Source organism: Methylobacter tundripaludum SV96 (assembly GCF_000190755.2).
Classification (GTDB): domain Bacteria; phylum Pseudomonadota; class Gammaproteobacteria; order Methylococcales; family Methylomonadaceae; genus Methylobacter_A; species Methylobacter_A tundripaludum.
In genome coordinates this window covers 2,723,583-2,749,469 of the sequence record NZ_JH109152.1, presented here as the reverse complement: position 1 = coordinate 2,749,469, position 25,887 = coordinate 2,723,583, and the positions used below count along the sequence as shown (strand labels likewise).

The 25,887-nt window shown below is 50.3% G+C and carries 24 protein-coding genes; 18 read left to right on the top strand and 6 right to left on the bottom strand.

Annotation, left to right across the window (positions count from 1 at the left end; translation table 11 throughout):
• Window positions 1-14: 14 nt before the first annotated feature.
• The 3 genes from recG (at window position 15) to METTU_RS12255 (ending at window position 3,335) form a co-directional block, all read left to right on the top strand.
• Complete coding sequence (gene recG, locus METTU_RS12265) at window positions 15-2,114, top strand: ATP-dependent DNA helicase RecG (RefSeq protein ID WP_006891951.1); 2,100 nt, start codon at window positions 15-17, stop codon at window positions 2,112-2,114.
• A 5-nt stretch (window positions 2,115-2,119) separates the two neighbouring features.
• Window positions 2,120-2,683, top strand: coding sequence for a chorismate--pyruvate lyase family protein (locus METTU_RS12260; protein ID WP_006891949.1), 564 nt, complete (start codon window positions 2,120-2,122; stop codon window positions 2,681-2,683).
• Window positions 2,684-2,801: 118 nt separating this feature from the next.
• Window positions 2,802-3,335, top strand: coding sequence for an REP-associated tyrosine transposase (locus tag METTU_RS12255; protein ID WP_006891948.1), 534 nt, complete (start codon window positions 2,802-2,804; stop codon window positions 3,333-3,335).
• Window positions 3,336-3,511: 176 nt separating this feature from the next.
• Here the strand turns inward: METTU_RS12255 and cmoB are convergent, their stop codons facing one another.
• The 3 genes from cmoB to METTU_RS12240 form a co-directional block, all read right to left on the bottom strand.
• On the bottom strand, window positions 3,512-4,486 hold the full coding sequence (cmoB, locus tag METTU_RS12250) for a tRNA 5-methoxyuridine(34)/uridine 5-oxyacetic acid(34) synthase CmoB (RefSeq protein ID WP_006891944.1): 975 nt from the start codon (window positions 4,484-4,486) through the stop codon (window positions 3,512-3,514).
• A complete protein-coding gene (gene cmoA, locus METTU_RS12245) occupies window positions 4,483-5,214 on the bottom strand; it encodes a carboxy-S-adenosyl-L-methionine synthase CmoA (protein WP_006891942.1) in 732 nt (243 codons plus the stop codon). Before cmoA ends, cmoB begins: the two co-directional genes overlap by 4 nt.
• 94 nt (window positions 5,215-5,308) lie before the next feature.
• Window positions 5,309-5,953: an MlaC/ttg2D family ABC transporter substrate-binding protein gene (locus METTU_RS12240; RefSeq protein WP_006891940.1), complete on the bottom strand. Its 645-nt coding sequence runs from the start codon at window positions 5,951-5,953 to the stop codon at window positions 5,309-5,311.
• Between the two features lie 180 nt (window positions 5,954-6,133).
• On the opposite strand from METTU_RS12240, the gene hemB reads away from it, so the two are divergent.
• Genes hemB through aroE form a run of 3 tightly spaced genes read left to right on the top strand, consistent with a single transcriptional unit; the run spans window position 6,134 to window position 8,544 of the window.
• Window positions 6,134-7,138 (top strand): porphobilinogen synthase, encoded by a 1,005-nt coding sequence (gene hemB, locus METTU_RS12235; RefSeq protein ID WP_006891938.1) that lies wholly within the window; start codon window positions 6,134-6,136, stop codon window positions 7,136-7,138.
• A 42-nt stretch (window positions 7,139-7,180) separates the two neighbouring features.
• Window positions 7,181-7,714 (top strand): hypothetical protein, encoded by a 534-nt coding sequence (locus METTU_RS12230; RefSeq protein WP_006891937.1) that lies wholly within the window; start codon window positions 7,181-7,183, stop codon window positions 7,712-7,714.
• Window positions 7,711-8,544 (top strand): shikimate dehydrogenase, encoded by an 834-nt coding sequence (aroE, locus tag METTU_RS12225; RefSeq protein ID WP_006891935.1) that lies wholly within the window; start codon window positions 7,711-7,713, stop codon window positions 8,542-8,544. Before METTU_RS12230 ends, aroE begins: the two co-directional genes overlap by 4 nt.
• 122 nt (window positions 8,545-8,666) lie before the next feature.
• On the opposite strand, the gene METTU_RS12220 is transcribed toward aroE, so the two are convergent.
• The 3 genes from METTU_RS12220 to lptF are packed head-to-tail and all read right to left on the bottom strand — an operon-like array spanning window position 8,667 to window position 11,399.
• A complete protein-coding gene (locus METTU_RS12220; protein WP_006891933.1) occupies window positions 8,667-9,203 on the bottom strand; it encodes a gamma carbonic anhydrase family protein in 537 nt (178 codons plus the stop codon).
• Between the two features lie 55 nt (window positions 9,204-9,258).
• Window positions 9,259-10,332: an LPS export ABC transporter permease LptG gene (gene lptG / locus METTU_RS12215; protein ID WP_006891932.1), complete on the bottom strand. Its 1,074-nt coding sequence runs from the start codon at window positions 10,330-10,332 to the stop codon at window positions 9,259-9,261.
• Window positions 10,329-11,399, bottom strand: coding sequence for an LPS export ABC transporter permease LptF (lptF, locus tag METTU_RS12210; protein WP_150107841.1), 1,071 nt, complete (start codon window positions 11,397-11,399; stop codon window positions 10,329-10,331). Before lptF ends, lptG begins: the two co-directional genes overlap by 4 nt.
• Before the next feature lie 394 nt (window positions 11,400-11,793).
• Between lptF and METTU_RS12205 the strand changes: the two genes are divergently transcribed.
• From METTU_RS12205 to METTU_RS12150, 12 genes are all read left to right on the top strand, one after another.
• Complete coding sequence (locus tag METTU_RS12205) at window positions 11,794-13,449, top strand: glycosyltransferase family 39 protein (protein ID WP_006891930.1); 1,656 nt, start codon at window positions 11,794-11,796, stop codon at window positions 13,447-13,449.
• Window positions 13,446-13,817, top strand: coding sequence for an SMR family transporter (locus METTU_RS12200; protein WP_006891929.1), 372 nt, complete (start codon window positions 13,446-13,448; stop codon window positions 13,815-13,817). The genes METTU_RS12205 and METTU_RS12200 overlap by 4 nt, the downstream gene beginning before the upstream one ends.
• Before the next feature lies 1 nt (window position 13,818).
• Window positions 13,819-14,931, top strand: coding sequence for a DegT/DnrJ/EryC1/StrS family aminotransferase (locus METTU_RS12195; protein WP_006891928.1), 1,113 nt, complete (start codon window positions 13,819-13,821; stop codon window positions 14,929-14,931).
• A 62-nt stretch (window positions 14,932-14,993) separates the two neighbouring features.
• Entirely contained in the window at window positions 14,994-15,956 is a 963-nt protein-coding gene (locus tag METTU_RS12190) for a glycosyltransferase (protein WP_006891927.1), read from the top strand.
• Entirely contained in the window at window positions 15,956-16,933 is a 978-nt protein-coding gene (locus METTU_RS12185) for a formyltransferase (protein WP_006891926.1), read from the top strand. Before METTU_RS12190 ends, METTU_RS12185 begins: the two co-directional genes overlap by 1 nt.
• 29 nt (window positions 16,934-16,962) lie before the next feature.
• Complete coding sequence (locus METTU_RS12180; protein ID WP_006891925.1) at window positions 16,963-18,018, top strand: bifunctional UDP-4-keto-pentose/UDP-xylose synthase; 1,056 nt, start codon at window positions 16,963-16,965, stop codon at window positions 18,016-18,018.
• Window positions 18,015-18,947 carry a polysaccharide deacetylase family protein gene (locus METTU_RS12175; protein WP_006891924.1) on the top strand — a complete coding sequence of 311 codons (933 nt, stop codon included), beginning with the start codon at window positions 18,015-18,017 and terminating at the stop codon, window positions 18,945-18,947. Before METTU_RS12180 ends, METTU_RS12175 begins: the two co-directional genes overlap by 4 nt.
• Before the next feature lie 178 nt (window positions 18,948-19,125).
• Window positions 19,126-19,596, top strand: a complete 471-nt coding sequence (locus tag METTU_RS12170) for a WbuC family cupin fold metalloprotein (RefSeq protein ID WP_006891923.1) — start codon at window positions 19,126-19,128, stop codon at window positions 19,594-19,596.
• Between the two features lie 269 nt (window positions 19,597-19,865).
• Window positions 19,866-20,666, top strand: a complete 801-nt coding sequence (locus METTU_RS12165) for a DUF2971 domain-containing protein (RefSeq protein WP_006891922.1) — start codon at window positions 19,866-19,868, stop codon at window positions 20,664-20,666.
• A gap of 362 nt (window positions 20,667-21,028) precedes the next feature.
• On the top strand, window positions 21,029-22,534 hold the full coding sequence (locus tag METTU_RS12160; protein ID WP_006891921.1) for a leucyl aminopeptidase: 1,506 nt from the start codon (window positions 21,029-21,031) through the stop codon (window positions 22,532-22,534).
• Entirely contained in the window at window positions 22,527-23,009 is a 483-nt protein-coding gene (locus tag METTU_RS12155) for a DNA polymerase III subunit chi (RefSeq protein ID WP_006891920.1), read from the top strand. The genes METTU_RS12160 and METTU_RS12155 overlap by 8 nt, the downstream gene beginning before the upstream one ends.
• Window positions 23,010-23,059: 50 nt before the next feature.
• Complete coding sequence (locus METTU_RS12150) at window positions 23,060-25,855, top strand: valine--tRNA ligase (RefSeq protein WP_006891919.1); 2,796 nt, start codon at window positions 23,060-23,062, stop codon at window positions 25,853-25,855.
• Window positions 25,856-25,887 lie beyond the last annotated feature (32 nt).

Genomic DNA, 25,887 nt, shown 5'->3' with positions numbered 1-25,887 from the left:
ATTAATATAGCCGTATGAAAACTCCGAACGCCCTGAATCAACCGGTCGGCATATTGACTGGGATAGGCGCTCAAACTGCAAACCGTTTGCAAAAACTCGGCCTTTGCACACTTCAGGACTTGATTTTCCACCTGCCCCTGCGCTACGAAGACCGCACCCGCGTTTATCCGATCTGTTCGCTAAAGCCCGGCATGTCGGTACTGATCAGCGGCAAAGTTGAATTTACCGACATTTTACCCCGAGGCCGAAAAAGTTTGATCTGTCGCATCAGCGACGGCACCGGCTTTATCAGCCTGAAGTTCTTCCACTTTTCCGCCAGCCAGCATAACGCGCTGAAACCCGGCACATCGATCAGCTGTTTTGCCGAAGTCCGCTACGGTTTTGCCGGGCTGGAAATGGTTCATCCTGAATACAAGGTCATCGCCAATCCCGACGGCTGCATCACCGAAACGCGCTTGACCCCGGTTTATCCGCTGACCGAAGGGCTCGGCCAGAATATCATCCGCAAAGCGGTCAGACAGGCTTTAGACCTGTGTCGCCAGGATCCCGAGCTGCTGACCGACTGGATACCCGAGTCGATCTTAAAGCAATACCATTATCCTAGCCTCGCCGATGCGATCCAGACCCTCCATGCGCCGGACGAATCGGTGTCGATTGAAGCGTTGCAAAACGGCAGCGTACCCGCGCTAAAACGGCTGGCCTTTGAAGAACTGCTGACGCATTTTTTAATCTTGAGAACAACCCGGAACAAGACCAAAGCCTGGCAAGCGCCGTCTTTCTCTGTCGGTGCGGCGGGAAAAACAGCCACAAATCATTTTATCCGTTCCCTGCCGTTTAAACTGACCGGCGCACAGCAACGGGTCATCGCGGAAATTGAAGCCGATTGCCGTCTGCAACACCCGATGATGCGCCTGGTACAGGGCGATGTCGGCTCAGGCAAAACCGTCGTTTCCGCCTACGCGGCATTACTGGCGCTAACCGCAGGTTATCAGGTTGCGGTGATGGCCCCGACCGAATTGCTGGCGGAACAACACAAGCGCAACTTCAGCATCTGGTTTGAAGGCTTCCAGACCCAAGTAGTGTACTTAACCGGGCAACTCAAAGGCAACGCCAGAAAAACCGTTTTACAAGCGCTGGAGGACGGCACTGCCGGGATTATCATCGGTACTCATGCCTTGTTTCAGGACAGCGTACACTTTCATCGCCTCGGCCTGATTATTATCGATGAACAACACCGCTTCGGCGTACACCAGCGGCTGGCGCTCAGGGAAAAAGGCCAGCAGGGCAACATCAGGCCGCACCAGTTAGTGATGACCGCCACGCCGATTCCCCGTACCCTGGCCATGCTGCAATATTCCGACCTGGACATATCCATCATCGACGAGCTGCCGCCGGGCAGAAAACCGATCGTCACCAGCGTGATTCCCGCCGAACGACGCGCCGACGTGATCGACCGGATTAACGGCTGGGTCGGTAAAAACAGACAAGTCTACTGGGTTTGTACGCTGATTGAAGAATCGGAGGTTTTACAGTGCGAGGCAGCGGAAAAAACCGCAGAAACACTGACTGAAGCCTTGCCGAATGTGCGCGTTGCCTTGATTCACGGACGCATGAAGTCGGCCGAAAAAGATGCCGTCATGCAGGACTTTAAAAACCACCGTATTGATTTATTGGTCGCCACGACCGTTATCGAAGTCGGCGTCGACGTGCCCAATGCCGGATTGATGATTATCGAAAACCCGGAACGCTTAGGCCTGTCGCAGCTGCATCAATTGCGCGGCCGGGTCGGTCGCGGCGGTGACGACAGTTATTGCCTGCTGATGTACCAAGCGCCATTGTCCGATACCGCCCGCCATCGTCTCGGGGTGTTACGGGACAGTAACGACGGCTTTGTCATTGCCGAAAAAGATCTTGAGTTGCGCGGTCCCGGCGAAGTCATGGGCACCCGGCAGACCGGGCAAATGCATTTTAAAATTGCCGATTTGGCCAGAGATGCCGATTTACTCGATACCGTTCAACAAATCGGCGACAGCTTTTTCACCCACTCGCCCCAGGCCATCCAACCCTTGTGTGATCGCTGGCTGGGTGCACCTACCGAATATTCCGAGGTTTAATCCAGTTGCCTACCAAGAGCTTTTTATTTAACCGGGAACCCTTATGGCTGGAAAACCGCTCAGGCACCCGTCACACCCTGCCTGAAAACGTCCAGTCATGGACCTATGAACCGGGATCGCTGACCCAGCGTCTGCGCGATTATTACGGCGATGCGATTGGCGTTAAGATTCTGTTGCAGCAATGGAATACGCCGTTTTTAACTGAACGCAGATCGCTTAAATTACACGAAAACAAATACAGTTTGATCCGTGAAGTTTTGCTCCACGCCGACGGCAAGCCGCTGATTTTAGCCAGAACCATCATCCCGGCAAAAACCATTAAAGTAGCTAAAAGCAACCTGGCCCATCTGGGCAGTCGCCCGTTGGGAGAAGTGATTTTTTCCTATCCGAAACTCGAACGCATCGAAATGGATGTCACCTTGGTTGACGTGCCGACCTGGACGCAGCCTGCGATAGAGGAAGGCCATATCCTCCAGCCGATATGGGGCAGAAGAACCGTCTATTCTATTGCACAGCGGCAAATGCTGGTCAGTGAGTTTTTTTTACCGGGGGGGTTGGAGGTTTTTTAGGTGGGCAATGGGGACGTGTCCATCGAGCTTTAACAGGAGTGCAAGCTTTGCTTGCGCAGCAGGCGAAGCCTGCACTCCAAAACGCGCTTCGTACATTAATACACCTTGCGAGCTGACTATGTTAAAACGCTATGAACATCGCCCCGCACATCTTCTGCTAAATAATGCCAGTTACTTTATAACCGGCAGTATTTATCTAAAACGCCACCTATTAAACGATCAACTTAAAGAACAGTTGACTGCCTTGTTGCAACAAACGTTTACTGAATTTTCCTGGACGCTGGAACATTGGGTGGTTTTGAATAATCACTACCATCTAATGGCATTTAGTCATAAAGGCGAGGATTTGCCGAAAATCATAGGTCGGGTGCATTATCAATCGGGACAGTTAATCAGAAAAGCCTATCCCTCTAATTTACCGGCGTGGTGGAATTACTGGGATTATTGTCCGCGTGATGAAAAAGACTATTTAATTCACCTTAACTATTTGCTGAACAATCCGGTAAAACATGGCTATACGAAAAATCTGGCTGATTATCCTTTTTCCAGCTTTCATCAGCATATAGAAAAAGTTGGTCGAGAAAACTTGCGGCGACAATTTAGCGACAACCCGAAATACCAATCTTTAATTCTGACCGAAGACGACTTTTAAATAAACGACGGGAGTGCAAGCTTTGCTTGCAAGGCAGGCGAAGCCTGCACTCCAACACTCTGCTTCTTATTCCGGTCTAAACCTCATTCGCAATAACAACAGCCCGTTTCGGAGCAGGCAGCCATGTAGGCCGGAATAAGCCGGTTCGAGCTACAGCAAGAACTGGCGTTTCCGGCCTACGCCGCATTCGCAATAACAATCGCCCGTTTCGGAGCAGGCAGGCCTTCGCAAGTCAGTTGCGGGTTTTCCGCATCCAGAAAATCTTTCAGCGAATGAAAAGACATCCACTCCGTAGTCCGCTGTTCTTCAATACTGGTTACGGTGACATCGACCAGCCGGATATTTTTAAAGCCGCAGCGCTTTAACCAGCCGATCAGGGTGTCGCAGCTGGGCAGGAACCAAACATTGCGCATTCTGGCGTAACGGTCTTCGGGCAACAAAACTTGGCCCAGGCCGCCGTCGATAACCAAGGTTTCCAGCACCAGTTCGCCGCCGGGTTTCAAGCAGTCTCTTAATTCCATTAGATGATCGATCGGCGAACGGCGATGGTACAGCACGCCCATCGAAAATACCGTGTCGAATGCCTTGAGGCCGTAAGGCATGTCTTCAATGCCCATCGGCAAGACGTAAACCGGAGCTTCGCCGTACAATTTCCTGACCAGCTGAAACTGCATTACATTGAGCATCATCGGGTCGATGCCGACCACTGTTTTTGCACCGGCTCCCAGCATGCGCCAACAATGATAGCCGTTGCCGCAGCCTACATCCAATACCAAGCGATGCTCTAACGGCGCGATATGGTTTTTCAGTCGGTTCCACTTCCAGTCTGATCGCCATTCGGTGTCGATGTTGATGCCGAACAAGTTGTAAGGGCCTTTACGCCAGGGATGCAGGGCTTTTAACTGGCTTTCAAGCTGAGTTTTTGCGGTTAGCACCAGGTCGTTAGCGCAACCTATTTGCACCGCATCGGCATCCAACACACGTTGTGCGGTAGGCAATTCCGGCACGCTATCGACCAATGCCTGCCACTCCGCTAAATTGCCATGTTTGGTTGGGTCAAAACCCCGTTCAAGCTGCTGCGGCAGTATCTCTGCCCAGGCTTCGGCTTTGGCATCAACCAGCGCATTATATAAGGGTTGGTAATCGATCATTTCAGTGCAATGATCGAGGCAAAGTTGAAGTATTGAAACCAGACTTCGGCGCTGCTGAAACCGACTTGCCGCAAACGGTTTTGATGCCGGGCAAAGGTTTCAGGAATCAGCACATTTTCCAGCGCAGTGCGTTTTTGGCTGATTTCAAGGTCGCTGTAGCCTTGCGCTTTTTTAAAGGCGTGATGCATTTCTGTCTGCAATTCCTGCTGCCGATCATCGTCGAATTTGAGTTTTTCCGACAGAATTAAAATACCGCCGGGCAAAAGTCCTTGGTAAATTTTTTGCAAAAGACCGATCCGGTCTTCAAGCGGGATAAACTGCAAGGTAAAGTTTAAAACCACCACCGAGGCATTTTCAATCGCAACCTCGCGGATGTCTGCGCACAACACCTCGACTGCAACCGGCGCTTGGTCTTTTTGTAAAATTTCCTGAAAGCGCGTCACCATCGCTTCGGAATTATCAACGGCAACGATGCGGCAATTTTCAGTTTCAATCTGGTGACGCATCGATAAGGTCGCAGCGCCCAGAGAGCTACCCAGATCGTAACAGACGCTATGCTCACGGGCAAAACGCCCGGCCAAAAGGCCTATCGCGGAAATAATGGCGCTATAGCCGGGAACGGATCGTTGAATCATGTCCGGGAAGACGCCGGTTACTGTTTCGTCAAATTTAAAAGCGCCGACTTCGCCAATGGGGCTGGCATAAATGGAGTCTTTCGGAAAAGTCATGGATTAAGAAACAAAAATCGTGCGGGGGGAAAGGCTAGGGAATGAGCAAGGGCGACAGTTCGCCCTTGCGGGAGTAACGTGTTTTCTCAATGAATCAGGAATTCGCTGCCGGTTTTGCTGCCAATGCTTCGGCATTCCGTTTAACCAATCCTTCAATAACTGCGTTTAATGAACCCTTGGTTTGAACTTCACTGGTAAAGGTGCTTCGATAGTTGGTCACCAGACTCACGCCTTCAATCATAATATCGTAGGCCTTCCATTCGCCGTTACTCAGCAACATCCGATAATTAACGCCGATAGGCTGTATGCCGGGTTGTAACACTTCGGTTTTTACAATAACTTTTTTCTCATCGCTACCCATTTCAAGAGGCAAAAAACGGACCGACCAATCATTAAATTCCACAAAAGCGCGAGAATAGGTTCTTACCAGCAACGTTTGGAATTCATGTTTAAAACGCTCGCGTTCATCAATAGTTGCTGTTTTCCAGATTTTTCCCAAAACCAGTTCTGAAATTCTGTCGAAATCAGTATGCGGATAAATGACTTCGTTAACGAATTGTGTGATCTTGGTAAAATCTTTGGTAAACGACTTATCCTGCAGTTTTTCCTGTAATTTTGCAGAAGCCACTTGAATCGCCTGCTGTGGAGGCAACAAATCGGCCGCGACACCCTTGGTAACCGGCATTAAACTGAGTAATACAGCCAATAAACCGAACATTGTAACTTGCTTAGCTTTCATAAAACCCTCTAAAATCAAACCGACGAATGTGTTCACTCTTCAGATGTCAGAGTGATGTTCCCTGATACAATAAATCCTCTGTGCTTAAATCTGGCTTAGAATAGAGATTTTTCACTGCAATGACTGCAACGCCTCTACAGAGATTTAAGACTTCCCCAACCCCTTAGAGCCAAGGATAAGATGACATATAATAACATCAATTTTCCTCAAACACGCATGAGAAGAATGCGTTATAACGATTTTTCCCGCCGTTTAATGCGCGAAAACCGCTTATCTGTTGATGATCTGATTTATCCGATGTTTGTCACTGAAGGCTCGAATCAACGAGAATCCATCTCGTCCATGCCCGGCATAGAAAGACTGTCCCTGGATTTACTGCTGGCGGAAGCGCATGAACTTTATAACCTGGGAATCCCGGCCATTGCGCTGTTTCCGGTGACTTCCGCAGACAAGAAGTCGGAACATGCGGCCGAGGCCTATAACCCCGAAGGGCTGGTTCAACGTAGCGTAAGAGCTTTAAAAAAAGCCGTTCCCGAATTGGGCATTATTACCGATGTCGCACTGGACCCCTTTACCACGCACGGACAGGACGGACTGGTCAATCCGGACGGCTACGTGATCAATGATGAAACCATCGACGTGTTAACCCGGCAGGCGCTGTCTCATGCCGAAGCCGGAGCCGATATTGTGGCGCCGTCGGACATGATGGACGGTCGTATCGGCGCGATAAGGCAGGCCTTGGAAGCGGAAAACCATATCAATACGCTGATACTCGCTTATTCCGCCAAATACGCCTCCAGCTTTTACGGCCCGTTCCGTGACGCGGTAGGTTCCGCAGGGATGCTGGGCAAAGGCAACAAATACAGCTATCAAATGGATCCGGCCAATTCCGACGAAGCCCTGCGCGAAATACAGCTGGATTTACAGGAAGGTGCGGATATGGTCATGGTCAAGCCCGGCATGCCTTATCTGGATATTATCCGCCGGGTAAAAGACCAGTACGGCGTACCGACGTTCGCCTATCAGGTCAGCGGCGAATACGCGATGCTCAAAGCCGCATCCATGAACGGCTGGCTGGATGAAAAACAAGTCGTGATGGAATCCCTGCTGGCCTTCAAACGGGCCGGTAGCGATGCCATCCTGACCTATTACGCCAAATCTGTAGCCCAATGGCTGCAAGAATAACGCGGATATTTTAAATCTAACAACCGAAGTGGAGCCTGTTCCATGTCAGAAGACATTCTAATTGCCGAAAAAAAAAGATTTCATATTGAAGAAGCCATTTTAATTTTATTGCTTATCCTGTCGCTGGTCGGTATCGGGATCATGGATTTTTCTCCTGCCGACGGCTATGGCTACTGGCTTATTATGATGCTGCTGTTTGGCCTGTTTGCGATGATTATCGGTTGGATACAATCCAAGCACCGTGCTGATGATTTCAAGATAATACTCCGTGAGCAATCCATGCACTGGGCCACATCATTATTGGTGGTTGGCGGCGCATTTTTAATACATCAATCCGGGCGGATAGCCGAAGAAGATGCAGGGCTGATCATCTTGTTGATTTTATCGCTTTCGACCATACTTGACGGCCTCCGCGTAGGCTGGCGCTTTAGCATGGTCGGACTTTTCCTGGGCGTTGCCGCTGTTGTTTCCGTCTATACGCCGCATTTTCTCTGGATAGAATTGGGCATCGCCATTTTGATTGTTGCGGTGACCATTGCATGGGAATTATGGATGGAGAAAAAAGCACAATCATGACTTTAATAGACCGCTACGCAGTGTTTGGTCACCCTATCAGACACAGTAAATCGCCACGCATTCATCGTCTTTTTGCCGAACAAACCGGGCAAGCGCTTGAATATACCGCAGTGGAAGTCCCTGCAGAGCTATTCCAGACAGCCGTTGCGATGTTTTTTGCCGAGGGCGGCAAAGGCTTAAATTGCACCGTTCCGCTAAAAGAGCTCGCCTGGCGCTATGCCGACCGGAAAACAGAACGCGCGCAACTGAGCAAGGCCGTCAACACGCTCGCACTTCAGCCGGACGGTTCCCTCTTAGGCGACAACACCGACGGCATAGGCCTGGTAACAGACTTGCTCGCTAACCATGCCATCGCCTTATCGGGCATCCGCATACTGATTCTGGGTGCCGGTGGCGCCAGTCGGGGCATCATCGCCCCGATTCTTGAGCAATCCCCGCAAACCCTTGTTATCGCCAACCGCACCGTTGATAAGGCCGTCAAGTTGGCCGCTGAATTTCACGGCAAAGGCCCTATCTCCGGCTGCGGCTATGATGCTTTAGAAAACCGGCAATTCGATTTGATTTTAAACGCGACATCAGCCAGCTTGAGCGGACAATTACCGCCGCTACCGGACGGTTTACTGGCGGCGGGCGGCAACTGTTATGACCTCGCCTACGGCAACGAACCGACGGCTTTTGTGCGTTGGGGACTGGAAAATCATGCGGTAAAAAGCCTGGATGGACTGGGCATGCTGGTTGAGCAGGCAGCGGAAGCTTTCTTTATCTGGCGTGGCGTTCGCCCCCAAACCCGGCCTGTTATTGAACTGCTGAATTCAGAGCGGCAAGCTTGAAAGGCAAAGGGCAAAGGGCAAAGGGCAAAGGGCAAAAATAGCTTGCATTGAGATTTAAGAAGCCGTCAAATTTTTCGCCTTTCGCCTTTCGCCTTTCGCCTTTCGCCTTTCGCCTTTCGCCTTTAGTCCTTCATCTTCAAATACTCATTTTTCAACTGAATATACTGCCGAGACGAGTATTCCAGAAACTCCTTTTCAGACTCCTTTAAAGGTCTGGCCTGTTTGGCCGGCGCGCCCACATAAAGATAACCGCTTTCCAGCCTTTTCCCCGGCGGGACCAGCGCCCCGGCACCCAGCATCACATAATCTTCAAGAACGGCGCCATCCATAATAACCGCACCTATTCCTATCAAACAATAATCGCCCACGGTACACGCATGAACCACTGCTCTATGCCCGATGGTAACACCCTTGCCTATCTTTAAAGGGTGGCCTTGCGCCGTATACTTGCCTGCGTGAGTGACATGCAACACGGAACCGTCTTGTACATTGGTGCCGTCGCCAATAGTAATGCTTTCAACATCGCCTCTGAGCACGGTCGTGGGCCATATGGACACATCATCGCCCAAAGTAACGTCGCCAATGACCACAGCGCTGTCATCTATAAACACCGACTCGCCGATTTTTGGCTGCTTATCCTTAAAACTTCTAATTGCCACGTTAACTCCCGCTTATATGCTTACATTATCGATTTTAACAGCCGTTTGCGTAGCGTCACGCTTGTACCCGACTCAACGCAAACAGCGCCAGGGCTAATACAGTCAAACTGGGCGTAACTGCCATTAGCGGCGGATTAAGATCGTAAATCAACCCGAGATGGCCGACAATTTTATCGATAATATTAAATCCCATGCCGATGACGACGCCTATCATCATCCTTCCACCAACGTTAATACCGCGTTTAACACCAATAACAAAGGGCGCAGACACCAGCAACATAACCAAAACAACCAAAGGATTTACCACGCGCCCCCAAAAAGCCAGTTCAAACTCGTGCGATTTTTGATGGTTATCTTTTAAAAAATCGACATACATTGCCAGATCGTACATGGATAGATCATGCGCGTTGACTACAACAATATCCAACAAATCGGGGGCAACGGTTGATTGCCATATTTGCTCATTTTGGTTACTTGCGGTCATCTGGTCTATTGAAATGCCTGATTGTTTGATGCCCTCTAATTTCCACTGCTGATTGCCTTGAAAAACAGCTTTCTCTGCATGTATTGAATAACGCAAACGGCGCTGATCATCCAGCTCATAAATACTGATGTCCGCCAGATTGCCGTCATCCTGCATTTTTCGTACATTGATGAATTTTTTGCCTTCACGCAGCCAAAGTCCATATTTGACATTCATAACCACCCGCCCTTCATCCACGGCGTTGACCTTAATCATCTGCGCCGCCCGCTCGGCTACCGGCGCGACAAATTCACCGACCAATATTGAAACCACGACCAAAATCAGGCCTGCCAGCATAACCGCCCTAATAATGCCCAAAATGGATAAACCGGCAGCTCGCATGGCAATAAGCTCGCGGTTATTACCCATCGCACCCAATATAAACAGACTGCCTAATAAGGCGGATGCAGGCATCAATTCATAAAAAACGGAAGGCGAAGTCAGCGCAAGATAATAAAAAATCTCTGTTAAGCCGTAGTGCCCTTTGCCCAGATCCTTTAGCTGATCGCTAAAGGTAAACAAATTGAATAAGGTCAATAATAATAAAGTAGCGACTAAAGAACCCTTTAATATTTCCCTGACTATGTAGCCTGTTAATACATTCACTTGCCCACCTTTTCCCTAACCTTCATAACCAGCCATTGCCATCCGTACAATCTTGCCAATAAAACTCCGCCTATCAACAACAACAAGGTATTGACGCCAAAAACACCCAGCCATGCGGGAATAGTTTGGTTCATTACCCAGCTCTGGCTGACACGAATAAAATTTCCATAGCTGAAATAGATTAAAAAGCCAACCAGCATGTTCCCGTAAACACCGCCTCGAGGCGACATTTGCGCCAAAGGCACGGCAATAAAACTAAGTAACACTATCCCCATCGGTATAGAAAACCGACGCTGTAATTCGGCAATATCGTTTATTTGACCGGAACTCGCCAAAGTACCACTGGCAACCGACTCCTTTCCGAAATTTGCGGCGGATTCTTTGGTCTCCATTCTCACTGCATATTCGGTGAACTGTTCAAGCACATAATTTACGGTTCCAGGCTGTCCCTGTATGCGCTCGCCGTTTTCCAATACGATATAGCGCCCGTCAGGCAAATCCCTCAACCTGCCCACTTCGGCATTAATAATCGCCAAGCGGTCTCCCTGCCGGTGCTGTACAAAGACCTCGTGCATGGTTTTATCGTCATCGATCTTTTCCACATAAAAAACCAGATCACCCTGACTGTATTCGCTAAATTTTCCGGCGGCAATACCTCTGAGATCGGCCGATTCCTTATCCTGATGCATCAGCTCCTCCATCATGGCTTCCGCCCAGGGCGAGACGTAAAACGACAAGCCTGCCGACAGCACGCTTAAAGGAAAAACCAGCAGAAATATAGATCGATAGACTGTCCCTGCACCGCCCCCGGCTGAAGCCACCGCCGACATTTCCTGATCCCTGTACATTCTGCCCAAGACCATCAACACCGCCATAAACAAGGCTGCCGGCAAAAAGGCGGCGCTGGCAATAATCGTTTTCAAGCCCAGCACGGTCATCAAGGTTTGATTGGATACCTGGCCTTCGACAGCCCTGTCAAGAATCCTGATGAACTGTCGACTAACAATAATGACGACAATCACCGACCAAACCGCCAATAACGTCCTTAACAAGTCCAAAGCAACCATTTTGTCCAGGACGGTAACTAACTTACGGCGCCCCATTTTATAGCCTTTAGTCCAATTCGCTTCCAAGCGTGTCTCCCCCATCAAAAACGTGTGTGCGTTGTTATACAACAAAAGTAAAAGGCGCAAAGTCGAAAGCGCATCGACCGCTACCTTGAGCCGGTAAATTATGAACTATTTTATAGAAACCGCGCTATTGGAAGTAGCTCATTATGGTTGAGCCACTCATTTCGCATATCTTAAAGAAATTACACACCCGCCAAAACAAAATCATAATACATTGATTGTTATTTGTTTTTTAATCAATTACCCTGATAAAAGATGTGTTGAATGCCGAATTGTATTATCATTGCCAGCATTTTACTAAGGCCAGTAATTCTAAAGGATCACCAAAAACATGACACCAGCATCTTTGCGTCAATGCCGGATAAATGGAGTATTAACAGTTGTTGCCGGATTTATATGGTTTTTTTTGCTGGGTTACCGTGACCTGATAGAGCCTGATGAGGGGCGCTACGCCGAAATTGCCAGGGAAATGTTGAACTCCGGCAATTGGATTACACCACGCCTCAACGGATTCAAGTATTTTGAAAAACCGCCTTTGCAGTATTGGGGCTCCGCGATCAGCATGGCCTTATTGGGTGAAACCAATGCGGCAGCTAGAGTATGGTGTTCAGGACTCGGCTTTATCGGCGCCTTATGGGTTGGATTTGTAGGTAGCCGACTTTATGGACGAAGTGCCGGTTATTTCGCATTCCTATTTTCAATCAGCACGGTCCTTTATGCGGGGATGGGACACGCCAACAGCCTGGATATGGGCGTCAGCGCACTGCTGATCATCGCTGTCGGCGCGCTGGCGCTGGCTCAGTCAGTGCGCCATCTGCCGGTACAGGAACGAAACTGGATGCTGTTGGCCTGGGCCGCGCTTGCCGGAGCCACACTCAGCAAAGGCCTGATCGGCCTGGTGCTGCCCGGCGGCGCGCTGGTTCTGTACACCCTCTGGCAGCGCGACTGGGCCTTGTGGCGTCATTTGCATCTGGGCAAAGGCTTACTGGTCTATTTATTGATAGCCGCACCGTGGTTTGTTGCCGTTAGTTATGCAAACCCCGAGTTCCCGCATTTCTTTTTCATTCATGAGCATTTCGAACGTTTTACCAGCGATGTTCACGGACGCACCAAGTCCAACTGGTATTTCTTCGCGGTCTTTGCAATAGGGGCGATGCCCTGGCTATTCTCGTCATTAAACGGCCTGATTAAACCGCCTTTTTCATGGCGGGCCGAAGCCGGAAAATTTGAAGCCTCAAGATTGCTTTGGGTTTATGCGATTTTTGTATTTTTCTTTTTTTCAATCTCCCACTCCAAGTTACCGGGCTATATTTTGCCGATGTTTCCGGCACTGGCGCTGTTGGTCGGCGAGAACATGGCTAAGCGCAAGCATTTTATTGCCGACGGCATTGTGGCTATAGTGCTTGCGAGCGTTATATTCATTTTCTTTATCTGGCAAGCCGATAATACCGCCAAGCTTGGCAGGTTAGCGGCACACCTCACACTGTTCCGGCCGTGGATTATTGCAACGGCTGTCTTGACAGGCGCGGCCGGTATTTCCACGCTGTTGCTAAGGCACCAAAAAAATCTGGCTATCTCCATTTTCGCCCTCTGCGCCCTGCTTGGCATACAAATGCTTTCATGGGGTTATCAAAGTATCAGCGAGTTACGTTCCAGCAGAGTGATGGCGGAAGCGATTCAAGCCTATATCAACAAGAGCGGCAAAGACACCGTGGAGATTTATGATGTTAAGCGCTATGATCAATCGTTGCCTTATTATTTGGGCAGAACCATTAACTTGGTTAGTTTTACCGGCGAACTTGAATTCGGGATCAACCAGGAACCGCAAAAATGGTTAAATGAGACGGATTTTCTGCCTTTATGGCTAAACTCAGAACAGGCAATAAGCGTACTGACTCAGACGACCTACGACCAATGGAAGCAACAGCAAATCCCCATGCAATTAATCTATGAAAATTCTCGTTATATCGCAGTGGCTCGCCGATGAATATTGTTAGTTTCTGTATTATCCTGACCGGCGTCCTGCTGAATGCGGTCGCGCAATTGGCGCTTAAAGCCAGCGTCAGGGAAATGGGCGCTATCGGCCTAAACTTTTCCTCATCCGCTACGGCGTTTTTGAGGCTGGCCTGCGAGCCTTTTCTCTGGGCAGGATTGGTTTGTTACGGCATCAGCGTCGTCGTCTGGATATTGGCGCTGTCCAGAGTCGATGTCAGCATCGCCTATCCGATGCTGTCCATGGGCTATGTCGTCAATGCGTTTTTCGCGTGGCAGTTGTTCGGCGAATCCATGAACCCTGCCCGCCTGATCGGGATGGGCATCGTCCTTCTCGGCGTTTACGTTTTAGCAAGGAGTTAAGATGCTGCCATTCACTCGCCCCACGCTCGATACAGAAGAATTTGAAGCCATCAAAGAAGTGCTGCAATCAGGATGGCTGGCAACCGGCCCCAAGGTTGCCGCTTTTGAAACCGCATTGGCCGATTATATCGGCGGCGATGTCCAGCTTCGGGTGTTCAATTCAGGCACCAGCGCGCTGGAAGCCGTGTTGCTGGCTTACGGAATTGGGCCGGGCGACGAAGTTATCGTCCCTGCGATGAGTTTTGTCGCCAGCGCCAATATCATCGTTCGCTGCGGCGCAACGCCCAAATTTGTCGATGTCGATTTGGTCTCCCGCAATATCGATGCTGCTGCGGTTGCGGCGGCAATTACGCCCAACACCAAGGCCGTTATACCGGTGCATTTTGCCGGTCGCGCTGTCGATATGGATCCGATTTATCAGCTGGCCGAACAGCATGATCTACTGGTGCTTGAAGACGCCGCCCAGGCAATCGGCACTCAATATAAGGGCCGCCAGATCGGCAGTTCGGGTAATCCGGTCTGTTTCAGCTTTCATCCCAATAAGAACATGACCACGATTGAAGGCGGCGCGCTTGCCATCAACGATCCCGTTTTACTGAAAAAAATCGAAGGCATTCGTTTTCACGGCATCGAAAGAGACGCGCAGGGCGGCATGGATGTGACTGCATGGGGCGGCAAAATGAATATGCCGGATGTGAGTGCGGCGCTGGGTTTGGTGCAATTGAACAAACTGGACGGCTTTAACCGAAAACGCCGGACGCTGGTTGAGCGCTATTTACAGCAGCTTCCTGCCCATGACGCATTGGTGTTGCCTGCCGATGCGGAAGGCCACAGCTGGCATATGTTCTGTATCCTGCTCGATTGGGAAAAGACAGGCCTGAACCGCAACCAGACTCTCGAAGTACTCAAGCAGCAATCCATCACTGCGGGCATCCATTACCCGGCTATGCATCTGTTCTCGCTTTATCGTCAATACGGCTACAAGCCCGGCGATTTTCCCAATGCCGAAAGAATCGGCGCGCAAACCTTAACGCTCCCGCTATTTCCCGGCATGGAGGAGAATGACGTTGACCGGGTCTGCTCGGCAGTGATTTCATTACTGAATGGCTCTTAATTAATGAAGAGCAGCGTAATTACAGCGCCCTTACCGATTTAAAACCATACTCCTAAATTTAAATGACGAATAATTTTGAAACCCCGGAAGTATCCATCGTTATCCCTGTCTATAACGAAGAAGCCGTTTTATCGCTACTGTTTGAAAGGCTCTACCCCGTACTGGAAAACCTTAAACACCGCTACGAAGTCATTTTTGTCGATGACGGTAGCCGCGACCAATCGGCCGCCTTACTCCGCAAGCAGTTTCAACTTTACCCCAATACCACCTGCGTAGTTTTTCTGCGCGCCAACGCCGGACAGCATGCGGCGCTGATTGCGGGTTTTGAACGCGCCAGAGGGAACTATATCCTGACCCTGGATGCCGACCTGCAAAATCCCCCTGAAGAAATTCCCAACCTGCTGCTGCAAATGGATGCCGGTTACGATTATGTCGGTACTATCCGGCGGCAGCGTAAAGATAGCCTCTGGCGGCATTGGGCCTCATTGGCGATGAATCGCTTACGCGAAAAAATCACCCGCATTCATATTACCGATCAGGGCTGTATGATGCGGGGTTATCACCGCGACATTATCGATGCGGTTTTGGCCACCACCGAAACCAATACCTTTATACCGGCACTGGCCTATCTTTATGCCGGAAATCCCACTGAAATCGTTATTGACCACGAAGAACGCGCGGCCGGGGAATCGAAATATTCGCTGTTCAAGCTGATCCATCTTAATTTCGACTTGATGACAGGATTCTCGATTGCCCCCTTGCAGGCATTTTCTTTGCTCGGCATCGGCGTCTCCATACTGTCGCTGCTCTTTGTATTTTATCTGGGCTGGCGCAGACTGACGGTTGGACCGGAAGCTGAGGGCGTTTTTACGCTGTTCGCCATTGTGTTCTTTTTGATCGGTCTTCTGTTGTTCGGTATCGGCCTGCTGGGCGAATACATCGGCCGGATATATTCCCAGACCCGGTCGCGCCCCCGTTATCTGATCAAGGCTGTGCTGGATAATGCCAAGAGCGACAAGTCTTGATGAAGACCTCAGCTGTCGTTTTTGCCTATCACAACATCGGCGTTACCGGCATCGAATGCCTATTGCAAGCCGGCGTTGAAATTAAACTGGTGATCACTCACCAGGATGATCCCGATGAAAATATCTGGTTCGGCAGCGTTGCCGAACTGGCAAACAGGCATCGGATTCCAGTGATAACGCCGGACAATCCCAATCAGGCGGAAGTAATCAACCGGATTGCCGACCTTCAACCGCAATGGTTATTCTCCTTTTATTACCGGCACATGTTAAGTCCCGAGCTGCTGGCGATCCCGCCCCGAGGCGCTTACAACCTGCACGGTTCGTTACTGCCGAAATACCGGGGCCGTGCGCCTGTCAATTGGGCGGTTTTGCATGGCGAAGCGACAACCGGCGTCAGCCTCCATCAAATGGTGGAAAAGCCCGATGCCGGTTCGCTGATCGACCAGCAAGCCGTCGCCATTTTGCCCAACGATACGGCGCACGATGTTTTTTTGAAGCTTACCCCGGCCGCAAAAACGCTGCTGGATCGCTGTTTGCCATTGCTGCTGACCGGAAACATAGAACCCAAACCGTTGGATCTTGCTCAAGGCAGTTATTTCGGCGGCCGCAAGCCGGAACACGGCCGCATCGACTGGAATCAATCGGCCTGGACGATCCATAATCTGGTCAGAGCTGTGGCGCCGCCTTATCCGGGCGCATTCTTCGACAGTAGCGGCAGGCGTTTTTTCCTGCTCGGCAGTCATTACAGCGGCGAAACCGCAGTGCATTCGGGCAAAGTTTGCATCTATTGGGCCGACTCCACGGATGGAGGAGGTAGAGCAATGCATGGAGCAATTGCCGAGGATGGTCATTTTTACGCCGACTGCGCCGATAACAAACGCTTCCGTATTGAACAACTTAGCTGTGACGGCATAGCGCTGGATCATTCCGCTTTCAAAGCCATGACCGGTGATGAACCGTTATCGCTAAACGACTAACAATTTTTAATCTAACCAACTAGGAACTTATGAACGTACTCATACTGGGTGTCAATGGCTTTATCGGCCATCATCTTTCGAAACGCATACTCGAAACCACCGATTGGCATGTCTACGGTATGGACATGCAATCCAACCGTGTTGAAGCATTCCGCGAGCATGAACGCTTCCATTTTTTTGAAGGCGACATCACCATTAATCATGAGTGGATGGAATATCACATTAAAAAATGCGACGTGATTCTGCCGCTGGTTGCCATCGCCACGCCTGCCACTTATGTGACCCACCCGCTGGCGGTATTCGAACTGGATTTCGAGGCGAACCTGCCGATTATCCGCGCCTGCGTTAAATACAGAAAACGCGTGCTGTTCCCTTCGACCTCGGAAGTTTACGGCATGTGCAAGGATGATGAATTCCATCCTTACGAGTCCGAACTGGTCCTGGGTCCGCTGAACAAACCGCGCTGGATTTACTCCTGCTCCAAGCAATTGCTGGATCGGGTTATCTGCGCTTACGGTCAGGAACAAGGTTTCGATTACACGCTGTTCAGACCTTTTAACTGGATAGGCCCAGGCCTCGACAGCATCCATACGCCAAAAGAAGGCAGCTCACGGGTAGTAACCCAGTTCCTGGGCCATATCGCCCGAGGCGAATCCATCAAGCTGGTCGATGGCGGACAGCAACGCCGCAGTTTTACCTTTGTCAGCGATGGTATCGACGCCTTGGTGCGCATCATCAAAAATGAAAACGGCAAGGCGACCGGCAATATATATAACATCGGCAATCCGGCCAACGACCTGTCAATCAGGGAACTTGCCGAACTGATGCTGAAAATCGCCAAGGAACATCCGGAATACAAGGATCTGGCCGCGAAAGTCGAACTGATCGACACCAGCGCCAACGATTACTACGGCAAAGGCTATCAGGACGTCAAAACCCGGGTGCCCTGGATCGGCAATACCATGGATGACCTGAGCTGGAAGCCTGAAGTCACCGTGGAAGATGCCTTGCGCAAAATTTTCGACGCTTACAGCCATGAGGTTGCAGCCGCAAGGGAACTGATCGATCAAGACCAAACCCTATGAAAATCGCACTGAAAGTCGATGTGGATACACTGCGCGGCACGCTGGAAGGCGTACCCGCGTTGCTGGATTTGTACCAACGCTACGGCGTAAAAGCCACATTTCTTTTCAGCCTCGGCCCCGACCACACCGGTCGGGCGCTGCGCCGGATATTCAGGCCCGGATTTTTCAGCAAGGTTCAGCGCACCTCGGTGCTCAGCCACTACGGACTGAAAACCCTGCTCTACGGCACCTTGCTCCCCGGCCCGCATATCGGCCGGAGGGGGCGCGACATCATGCGCCAAGTCGAGAAGGCCGGGCATGAAGTCGGTGTGCATTGCTACGACCACATCCACTGGCAGGATTTTGTCGCCAATCGCGATGCCGAGTGGACGCAAAAAGAAATGCAGGCGGCCATCGATTCATTTCAGGAAGTATTCGGCCACCAGCCTTCCGTACATGGCGCGGCCGGCTGGCAACTGAACAAACACACCTTACAACTGGAGCAGCAACTGGGCTTTCGTTATGCCAGCGACTGCCGCGGCCAGTCACCGTTTATCCCGCATATGGAAGGCGAAACGTTTCAATGCCCGCAAATCCCCACCACCCTGCCGACCTTGGACGAACTGCTCGGTTGCAACGGCATCACCGAAGCCAACGTGCATGAAGCGGTATTCGCCGCCAGCCGCAAGCCCGCGCCGGAAGGTCATGTGTATACCTTGCATGCGGAACTGGAAGGCATGAAATTGCTGCCGGTCATGGAAAAGCTGCTGCAACTGTGGCAAAAAGCCGAGGATGACATCGGTACGTTGGCAGAATATGTCGCCGACCTCAATACCGCTATACTGCCATGCCATGAATTGGTTATGTCGGAAATTGAGGGGCGTTCCGGCGTATTGGCCGTGCAAGGTTCGAAGATTGACGTAGGCCGGAATAAGGCTACCCAAGCGTAGCGCGAGGTAGCGTTGCCTACATGGATGTAGGTAAGGAGCGTGAGCAGGAGCGGAAGCTTTTCCGGCGCACGCCCTCCGAATCCGTTTTCGCTATTACCGACAGCCGGACGGGGTTGCAAACCCCGCCCCGCTTTTGGGATCTTAATGAATCCACAGGGGAAGATAGGATCAAAAACGTATGATTACTCCCATCAATCAGCAACTGCTCAAAAAGCTTAGCATGGAGGCCATAGCATCGCCTCGCCGTCGTAAGAACCACAATTTTCATGAAAATTGTGAAGCTCAAACGCACCGATTATTAAATGCTATAGAGCCAAATTCATATGTTATGCCACACAAGCATAACGACCCAAACAAAGGGGAAACTATAATTTGCCTTTCCGGCAAGCTGGGCTTAATAGTTTTCGACTCAACAGGCAACGTTGAGCAAAAGCTAACATTGGAAGCAGATAGTGAGACTGTTGGAGTTGACATTCCTTACGGTACTTTTCACACGGTATTCGCACTGAAAAATGGAACCGTGTTCTTTGAAGCTAAAGCCGGGCCATTTGTCCCACTTAAAGCTGAAGAGCAAGCGCCATGGGCCCCAGCCGAAGGTGATGATTCAGTTACAAATTATCTCGCAACGCTCTATGCTATGTTTGATTGATTTGAAAGCCCAAAGTTTATTATCCATATCTTTATTACACTTAAGAAGACGCCTTCATAAGCTGTTAATTGGTACTATGCCCAATCCCCGTTACCAACTCCGTAGGCCGGAATAAGCCTGTTTGAGCGATAGCGAAAACAGGTGTTTCCGGCAAACATCGTGCGAATCCGCCGGAAACGCCACCTAGCGCTACGCGCTTGGATGGCCTTATTCCGGCCTACTTGACTTAGCTTTACGTTATACGGACACGGAAAATAAGGAAAAGGAAAATGATATATCGATATTGCACACCTGCTGGGTTTGATATTCCACTTAATTTGAGGCTAAAAGCCTCTCAAATTTCTGAATTCAATGACCCATTTGAATTGGCTCTTGGTGTTCAAATAAAAACAGCCGAGGCGAATATTCAAAAAGACTTTGAAGAGCGGCCTGATCTTTTGGCCGATTGGAAAGTGACTATGAGGGAACAGAAAATCTCATTCCAAGAAGATTCTATTGAAGATATCATCCAAAAAGTTGCCGCTTTCCAAATATCAGACCTTAGAAGAGTCGCCGAACTTATTCGAAATGAATGGAATGATAAACTCGGCGTTGCTTGTTTTTCCAGAGATTTCGATATAATCCAAATGTGGGCTCATTACGCCGACGATCACAAGGGTATTATAATTGGGATTGACGAGAAAGTTTTAACCTCCAAATCAGAGGAACTCTTCGATATTGAATATAAAAATGAACTCACAAGAATCCCCGTATTTGCAAATCCTGAAAACATCCCTCTGTATGAGCCTTACATCAAGCAGGCCTTACATCGTAAAGAGGAGAAGTGGAGTTATGAAAAGGAGGTACGGGTTTATATAGATTTGGACAAGAAAAGCCCCGATGGCAGATTTTATATAGGCATTACGGCAGATGCGGTGAAAGAAATTTACTTAGGCTTGCGTGTTCATGAGACAACCGAAATCATTGCCAAAGAAATTGTTAATAGACCAAAATTTAGGCATCTTAAACTTTTCAAAATGAGTATGCACTCTGATGAATACAAGTTGGTGCGAACAAAAATAGAAATATAATCTATCGCTCTCTCCAATTTTCTCCATCCCATTTTCAATTTCCTGTCGACAAACAAAGACCGCTCTGCATTGGCTGTAGTCTGTGGCTTTATCTTTAAAAAATCAACACACTTTCAGAGGGGCTTGAGTAAAAACTTCATGTCCTTCGTGTCTCGGCAATCGCTCCTGCATTGCTCTACCTCCTGCATCCATGCAGTCGTTCGTGGTGAATCTATAAAATCCAATTTACCGCCAACCCTACCTCCCCAATCAAAAACCGATATTTGTGTTGTATAATCCCAGCTAAACGGCCCATCTTGTAACGCGCTATTTTCCAGCCCGCTCAAGATAATGCTCTATTCAACAAATAACCGAGTTAAGTCATGGACTATTCAATAGAAACCGCGCCACTAGAAGAGCTGCAATGTGATTGTGTTATTGTTGGCGTTTATCAAGACCAACAACTCAGTCTATCGGCAACCGCCCTTAACAACAGCACCAACGGGCTGATTAACAACATCGTCAGCCGTGGCGACCTGAGCGGAAAAAACGGCGAAACCGTGTTAATCAACGCGGTTCCGGGCAGCAAGATTGAACGCATTTTGCTGGTCGGCCTAGGCGAGAACAAGCCGTTATCCGGCAAGAACTACAAAAAAGCCTTGCTGACCGCTGTCAACAGCCTGAAAAAGCCGCAAATCAAATCGGTGGTCTGCTGCCTGGCGGAATGCGATGTGACAGACCGCGACCGGCAATGGAAATCTCAGCAAATCATCGAAGTTTTTAACGATGCCGCATATCAATTTACCCACACAAAATCCGATAAAGAAACCGAAAGCAAGATTGAAAAAATCTCCATTACCGCCACGGAGACTGAACAGGCTTTGACGCACGCCGGATTAGTGCAAGGCAAGGCTGTTGCCGAAGCTATGAATTTAACCAAGCATCTTGGCGATTTACCGGGCAACATCTGCACACCGACCTTTCTTGCCGAACAGGCGCTTGAACTGGGCAGAAAATACGCCAGTCTGGCGGTTAAGATACTGGAAGAATCCGACATGGCGGCACTGGGCATGGGCGCTTTCCTGTCCGTCTCGCGCGGCAGTCGTCAACCCGCAAAGTTGATTACCCTGGAGTATCAAGGCAGCGAGAAAAACGCCAAGCCTATCGTGCTGATCGGCAAAGGCCTCACCTTTGACGCGGGCGGCATTTCATTAAAACCGGGCCCCGGCATGGATGAAATGAAATACGACATGTGCGGCGGCGCGACTGTTCTGGGTACCTTGCTCGCCGTAGCGCAAATGCAGCTGCCGCTGAATATTATCGGCCTGATCCCTTCATCGGAAAACATGCCCGACGGCGACGCCAACAAACCGGGCGATATTTTGACCAGCATGTCCGGCAAAACCATTGAAGTGTTAAATACCGACGCAGAGGGTCGTCTGCTGCTGTGCGACACCTTGACTTATGCGGAACGCTACAACCCCGATGTGGTGATAGACATCGCCACCCTGACCGGCGCGGTTGGAGTGGCTTTAGGCCGAGTGCCCAGCGGCCTGCTCGGCAATGACGATGCCTTATGCAATGAACTGACGGCGGCCGGTGAAATCGCCAACGACAGTGTCTGGCGTTTACCGCTCTGGGAAGAATATCAGGAGCAACTTAAATCCAATTTCGCCGACATGGCCAATGTCGGCGGCAAAGATGGCGGCACCATTACCGCCGCCTGTTTCCTGGCGCGATTTGCCGAAAAATTCCGCTGGGCGCATCTGGACATTGCCGCCACGGCTTGGCGCACCGGCCCAACCAAAGGCGCAACCGGCCGTCCTGTGCCGCTATTAAGCCAATATCTGATCAGCCGTGCGCAACCGTCACAGAATATAAGTGGCTGAAGTCAGCTTTTATATACTGCCGTCGGAATCGCTGGAAGAGAGGTATCTGTTTGCCTGCAAACTGATCGAGAAAGCCTATCGTAGCGGCAGTTTTTGTTACGTGCTGACCGATTCTGCCGAACAAAGCCGAACCATAGACGACCTGCTCTGGACTTTCAGGGCAGGCAGTTTTATTCCGCACCAGATATATACCGGCGAGCCGCCTGATATCGCCAGGGATGGTGTGTATGCCGCAGGCTCACCGGGAGCGAGCGCGGCCACGGAAAAAGTCATCCTGATCGGCTCATTGGATGCGCCCGAGCACTGGCAAAAAGTCCTGTTCAACCTATCCTCGCGCTATCCTGACGTAGGGCCGCAAACCGAGCGCATTCTTGAAATACTGGATAATAGCGAAACAACCAAAGAAGCGGGCAGAAACCGTTATCGCCGGTACCAACAGTCAGGCATGCCGGTTACTACGCATAAAGACTGGTAACAAATAAATCATCATACGCATCAACTATTACAAAAAAAGAGCGCCCATCCATGGAAAAAACATACGCCCCTCATTCAATCGAACAACGCTGGTATCAAACCTGGGAAGAAAAAGGCTATTTTGCGGCCAAATCGGAGGGTGAATCCTATTGCATCATGATCCCGCCGCCCAACGTCACCGGCAGTTTGCACATGGGCCATGCGTTTCAGGACACCATCATGGATGCGCTCACCCGCTACCACCGCATGAAAGGCTTCAGCACCTTATGGCAGCCGGGCACCGACCATGCGGGTATTGCCACGCAAATGGTGGTGGAACGTTTATGCAATGCGGAAGACAAGACCCGCCATGACTATGGGCGTGAAAAGTTCATCGAAAAAATCTGGGAATGGAAAGAGGAATCCGGCGGCACGATTACCCGCCAATTGCGGCGCATGGGTTCTTCGCTGGACTGGAACAAAGAGCGTTTCACGATGGATGACGGTATGTCCGATGCGGTGCAGGAAGTGTTTATCCGGCTTTATGAAGAAGGCCTGATTTATCGCGGCAAGCGCTTGGTTAACTGGGACCCCGTTTTGCATACTGCGGTTTCCGACCTGGAAGTGTTGTCGGAAGAAGAAAACGGCTCAATGTGGCATTTGCGTTATCCCCTATCCAATGGTCAGGGACATTTGATTGTTGCAACCACACGCCCTGAAACCATGCTGGGTGACGCGGCGGTAGCGATTCATCCGAATGACGAGCGCTATAAGCATTTGCTCGGCGAATTCGTGGAGCTGCCGTTAACCGGCCGCCGTATTCCGATTATTGCCGATGAGTATGTCGATCCCGAATTCGGCACCGGCTGCGTCAAGATCACCCCGGCCCATGACTTTAACGATTACGAGGTTTGGACGCGCCACCGTCATACGTCAGCTATCCAGGACTTGCCGCATGGCGGCTTGATTAATATTTTAACTGTCGACGCGAGCATCTGTGCCGAAGAGTTAGTCCCTGTTCAATATCAAGGCCTTGATCGCTTTGAAGCGCGTAAGAAAATTGTCGCCGATCTTGATGCGGCAGGTTTACTGGAAAAAATCGCCGACCATAAATTGATGGTACCGCGCGGCGACCGGACTAACAGCGTTATCGAACCGCTGTTGACCGATCAGTGGTATGTCAAGGTAGCTCCGTTGGCCGAGCCTGCGATTGCCGCTGTTGAAAACGGCGACATCAAGTTTGTACCCGACAATTGGAAAAACACTTATTTTGAATGGATGCGCAATATCCAGGACTGGTGTATCTCCCGGCAAATCTGGTGGGGGCATCGCATCCCCGCTTGGTACGACGAACTGGGCAATATTTACGTCGGCAACTCCGAGCAGGCCGTTCGCGCCAAGCATAACCTGCCCGCCGACTACCCGCTTAAACAGGATGAGGATGTGCTGGACACCTGGTTTTCATCAGCGTTATGGCCTTTCTCCACACTGGGCTGGCCGGAAAACACCGAAGAACTGGCCAAGCATTATCCAACCAGCGTACTGGTGACCGGCTTCGACATCATTTTCTTCTGGGTGGCGCGGATGATCATGATGGGGCTGAAATTCCAGGGCAAAGTACCGTTTAAGGAAGTCTATATCCATGGTTTGGTACGCGATGCCGAAGGACAGAAGATGTCCAAGTCCAAAGGCAACGTGCTCGACCCGATTGACATCATCGACGGCATAGAACTGGAAGCGTTGGTTACAAAACGTATTTCCGGCATGATGCAGCCGCATTTGGCCAAAAAAATCGAGCAGGATACGCGCAAACATTTCCCTGACGGCATCCAGTCTTACGGCACCGATGCGTTGCGTTTTACCTTTGCTTCATTAGCGTCCACCGGTCGCGATATTCGCTTTGACCTTGCCCGCACCGAAGGTTACCGCAATTTCTGCAACAAACTGTGGAACGCGGCGCGTTTCGTGCTGATGAATACAGAAGAGCAGGACAACGGCTTATCCGATGCGCCTGGCCAATACAGCCAGGTGGACCGCTGGATTACTTCCCGTCTGCATCAGGTAACGGCAGTAACCAGCAACGCTATCGACAATTACCGTTTTGACCTCGCGGCCCAAGCCATTTATGAATTCACCTGGAATGAGTACTGCGACTGGTATCTGGAGCTGGCAAAAATATCCCTGCAATCGAATGATGCGGCATTGCAACGCGGCACGCGTAAAACCCTGCTGACGGTTCTGGAGTCGATTTTACGTTTGGCGCATCCGATCATGCCGTTTATCACCGAAGAAATCTGGCAGCGGGTCGCGCCGTTGGCAGGTATTGAAGCTGACACCATCATGTTGCAACCTTACCCGGTTGCCGATGAAGCGCACATCGACAGCAATGCGATCGCCGAAACCAACTGGGTGATGAATTTTATTCTGGGTGTGCGCCGTATTCGCGGCGAAATGAATATCGCCCCCAGCAAACCGCTGCCGATATTTTTGCAAAACGGCTCTCTTGCTGATCAGCAAAGCTTAAACAACAACCTGGTTTATCTGCAAAAATTGGGCAGACTGCATTCAATTACCTGGTTAACGCCTAATGAAAGTACGCCGGAATCGGCAATTGCTTTAGTTGGCGAGATGAAAATCCTGATCCCGATGGCAGGCCTGATTGACAAAGAAGCGGAACTGGCGCGACTGGAAAAGGAAATCCAAAAAATCAACAACGACCTGCCCAGAGTCGAAGGCAAACTAAATAATCCGGCGTTCGTCGATAAAGCGCCGCCGGAAGTGATCGATAAGGAAAAAGCCAAGCTGGCCGATTTGCGTTCAATGCTTAACAACCTTGAAGAGCAGCAACGCAAAATACAGGCTTTATAAGAAAAGCAGACGAAAGGCTAAAGGCAAAGGAA

Bases quoted from the DNA above. Each gene is read 5' to 3' on its own strand.
- METTU_RS12180 (WP_006891925.1), top strand. From the start codon at position 16,963: ATGAACGTACTCATACTGGGTGTCAATGGCTTTATCGGCCATCATCTT.
- METTU_RS12175 (WP_006891924.1), top strand. From the start codon at position 18,015: ATGAAAATCGCACTGAAAGTCGATGTGGATACACTGCGCGGCACGCTG.
- METTU_RS12170 (WP_006891923.1), top strand. From the start codon at position 19,126: ATGATTACTCCCATCAATCAGCAACTGCTCAAAAAGCTTAGCATGGAG.
- recG (WP_006891951.1), top strand. From the start codon at position 15: ATGAAAACTCCGAACGCCCTGAATCAACCGGTCGGCATATTGACTGGG.
- METTU_RS12190 (WP_006891927.1), top strand. From the start codon at position 14,994: ATGACGAATAATTTTGAAACCCCGGAAGTATCCATCGTTATCCCTGTC.
- cmoA (WP_006891942.1), bottom strand. From the start codon at position 5,214: ATGACTTTTCCGAAAGACTCCATTTATGCCAGCCCCATTGGCGAAGTC.
- METTU_RS12150 (WP_006891919.1), top strand. From the start codon at position 23,060: ATGGAAAAAACATACGCCCCTCATTCAATCGAACAACGCTGGTATCAA.
- METTU_RS12195 (WP_006891928.1), top strand. From the start codon at position 13,819: ATGCTGCCATTCACTCGCCCCACGCTCGATACAGAAGAATTTGAAGCC.
- METTU_RS12255 (WP_006891948.1), top strand. From the start codon at position 2,802: ATGTTAAAACGCTATGAACATCGCCCCGCACATCTTCTGCTAAATAAT.
- hemB (WP_006891938.1), top strand. From the start codon at position 6,134: ATGACATATAATAACATCAATTTTCCTCAAACACGCATGAGAAGAATG.
- METTU_RS12185 (WP_006891926.1), top strand. From the start codon at position 15,956: ATGAAGACCTCAGCTGTCGTTTTTGCCTATCACAACATCGGCGTTACC.
- lptF (WP_150107841.1), bottom strand. From the start codon at position 11,399: ATGGTTGCTTTGGACTTGTTAAGGACGTTATTGGCGGTTTGGTCGGTG.
- METTU_RS12200 (WP_006891929.1), top strand. From the start codon at position 13,446: ATGAATATTGTTAGTTTCTGTATTATCCTGACCGGCGTCCTGCTGAAT.
- METTU_RS12160 (WP_006891921.1), top strand. From the start codon at position 21,029: ATGGACTATTCAATAGAAACCGCGCCACTAGAAGAGCTGCAATGTGAT.
- METTU_RS12205 (WP_006891930.1), top strand. From the start codon at position 11,794: ATGACACCAGCATCTTTGCGTCAATGCCGGATAAATGGAGTATTAACA.
- aroE (WP_006891935.1), top strand. From the start codon at position 7,711: ATGACTTTAATAGACCGCTACGCAGTGTTTGGTCACCCTATCAGACAC.
- METTU_RS12165 (WP_006891922.1), top strand. From the start codon at position 19,866: ATGATATATCGATATTGCACACCTGCTGGGTTTGATATTCCACTTAAT.
- METTU_RS12240 (WP_006891940.1), bottom strand. From the start codon at position 5,953: ATGAAAGCTAAGCAAGTTACAATGTTCGGTTTATTGGCTGTATTACTC.
- METTU_RS12230 (WP_006891937.1), top strand. From the start codon at position 7,181: ATGTCAGAAGACATTCTAATTGCCGAAAAAAAAAGATTTCATATTGAA.
- cmoB (WP_006891944.1), bottom strand. From the start codon at position 4,486: ATGATCGATTACCAACCCTTATATAATGCGCTGGTTGATGCCAAAGCC.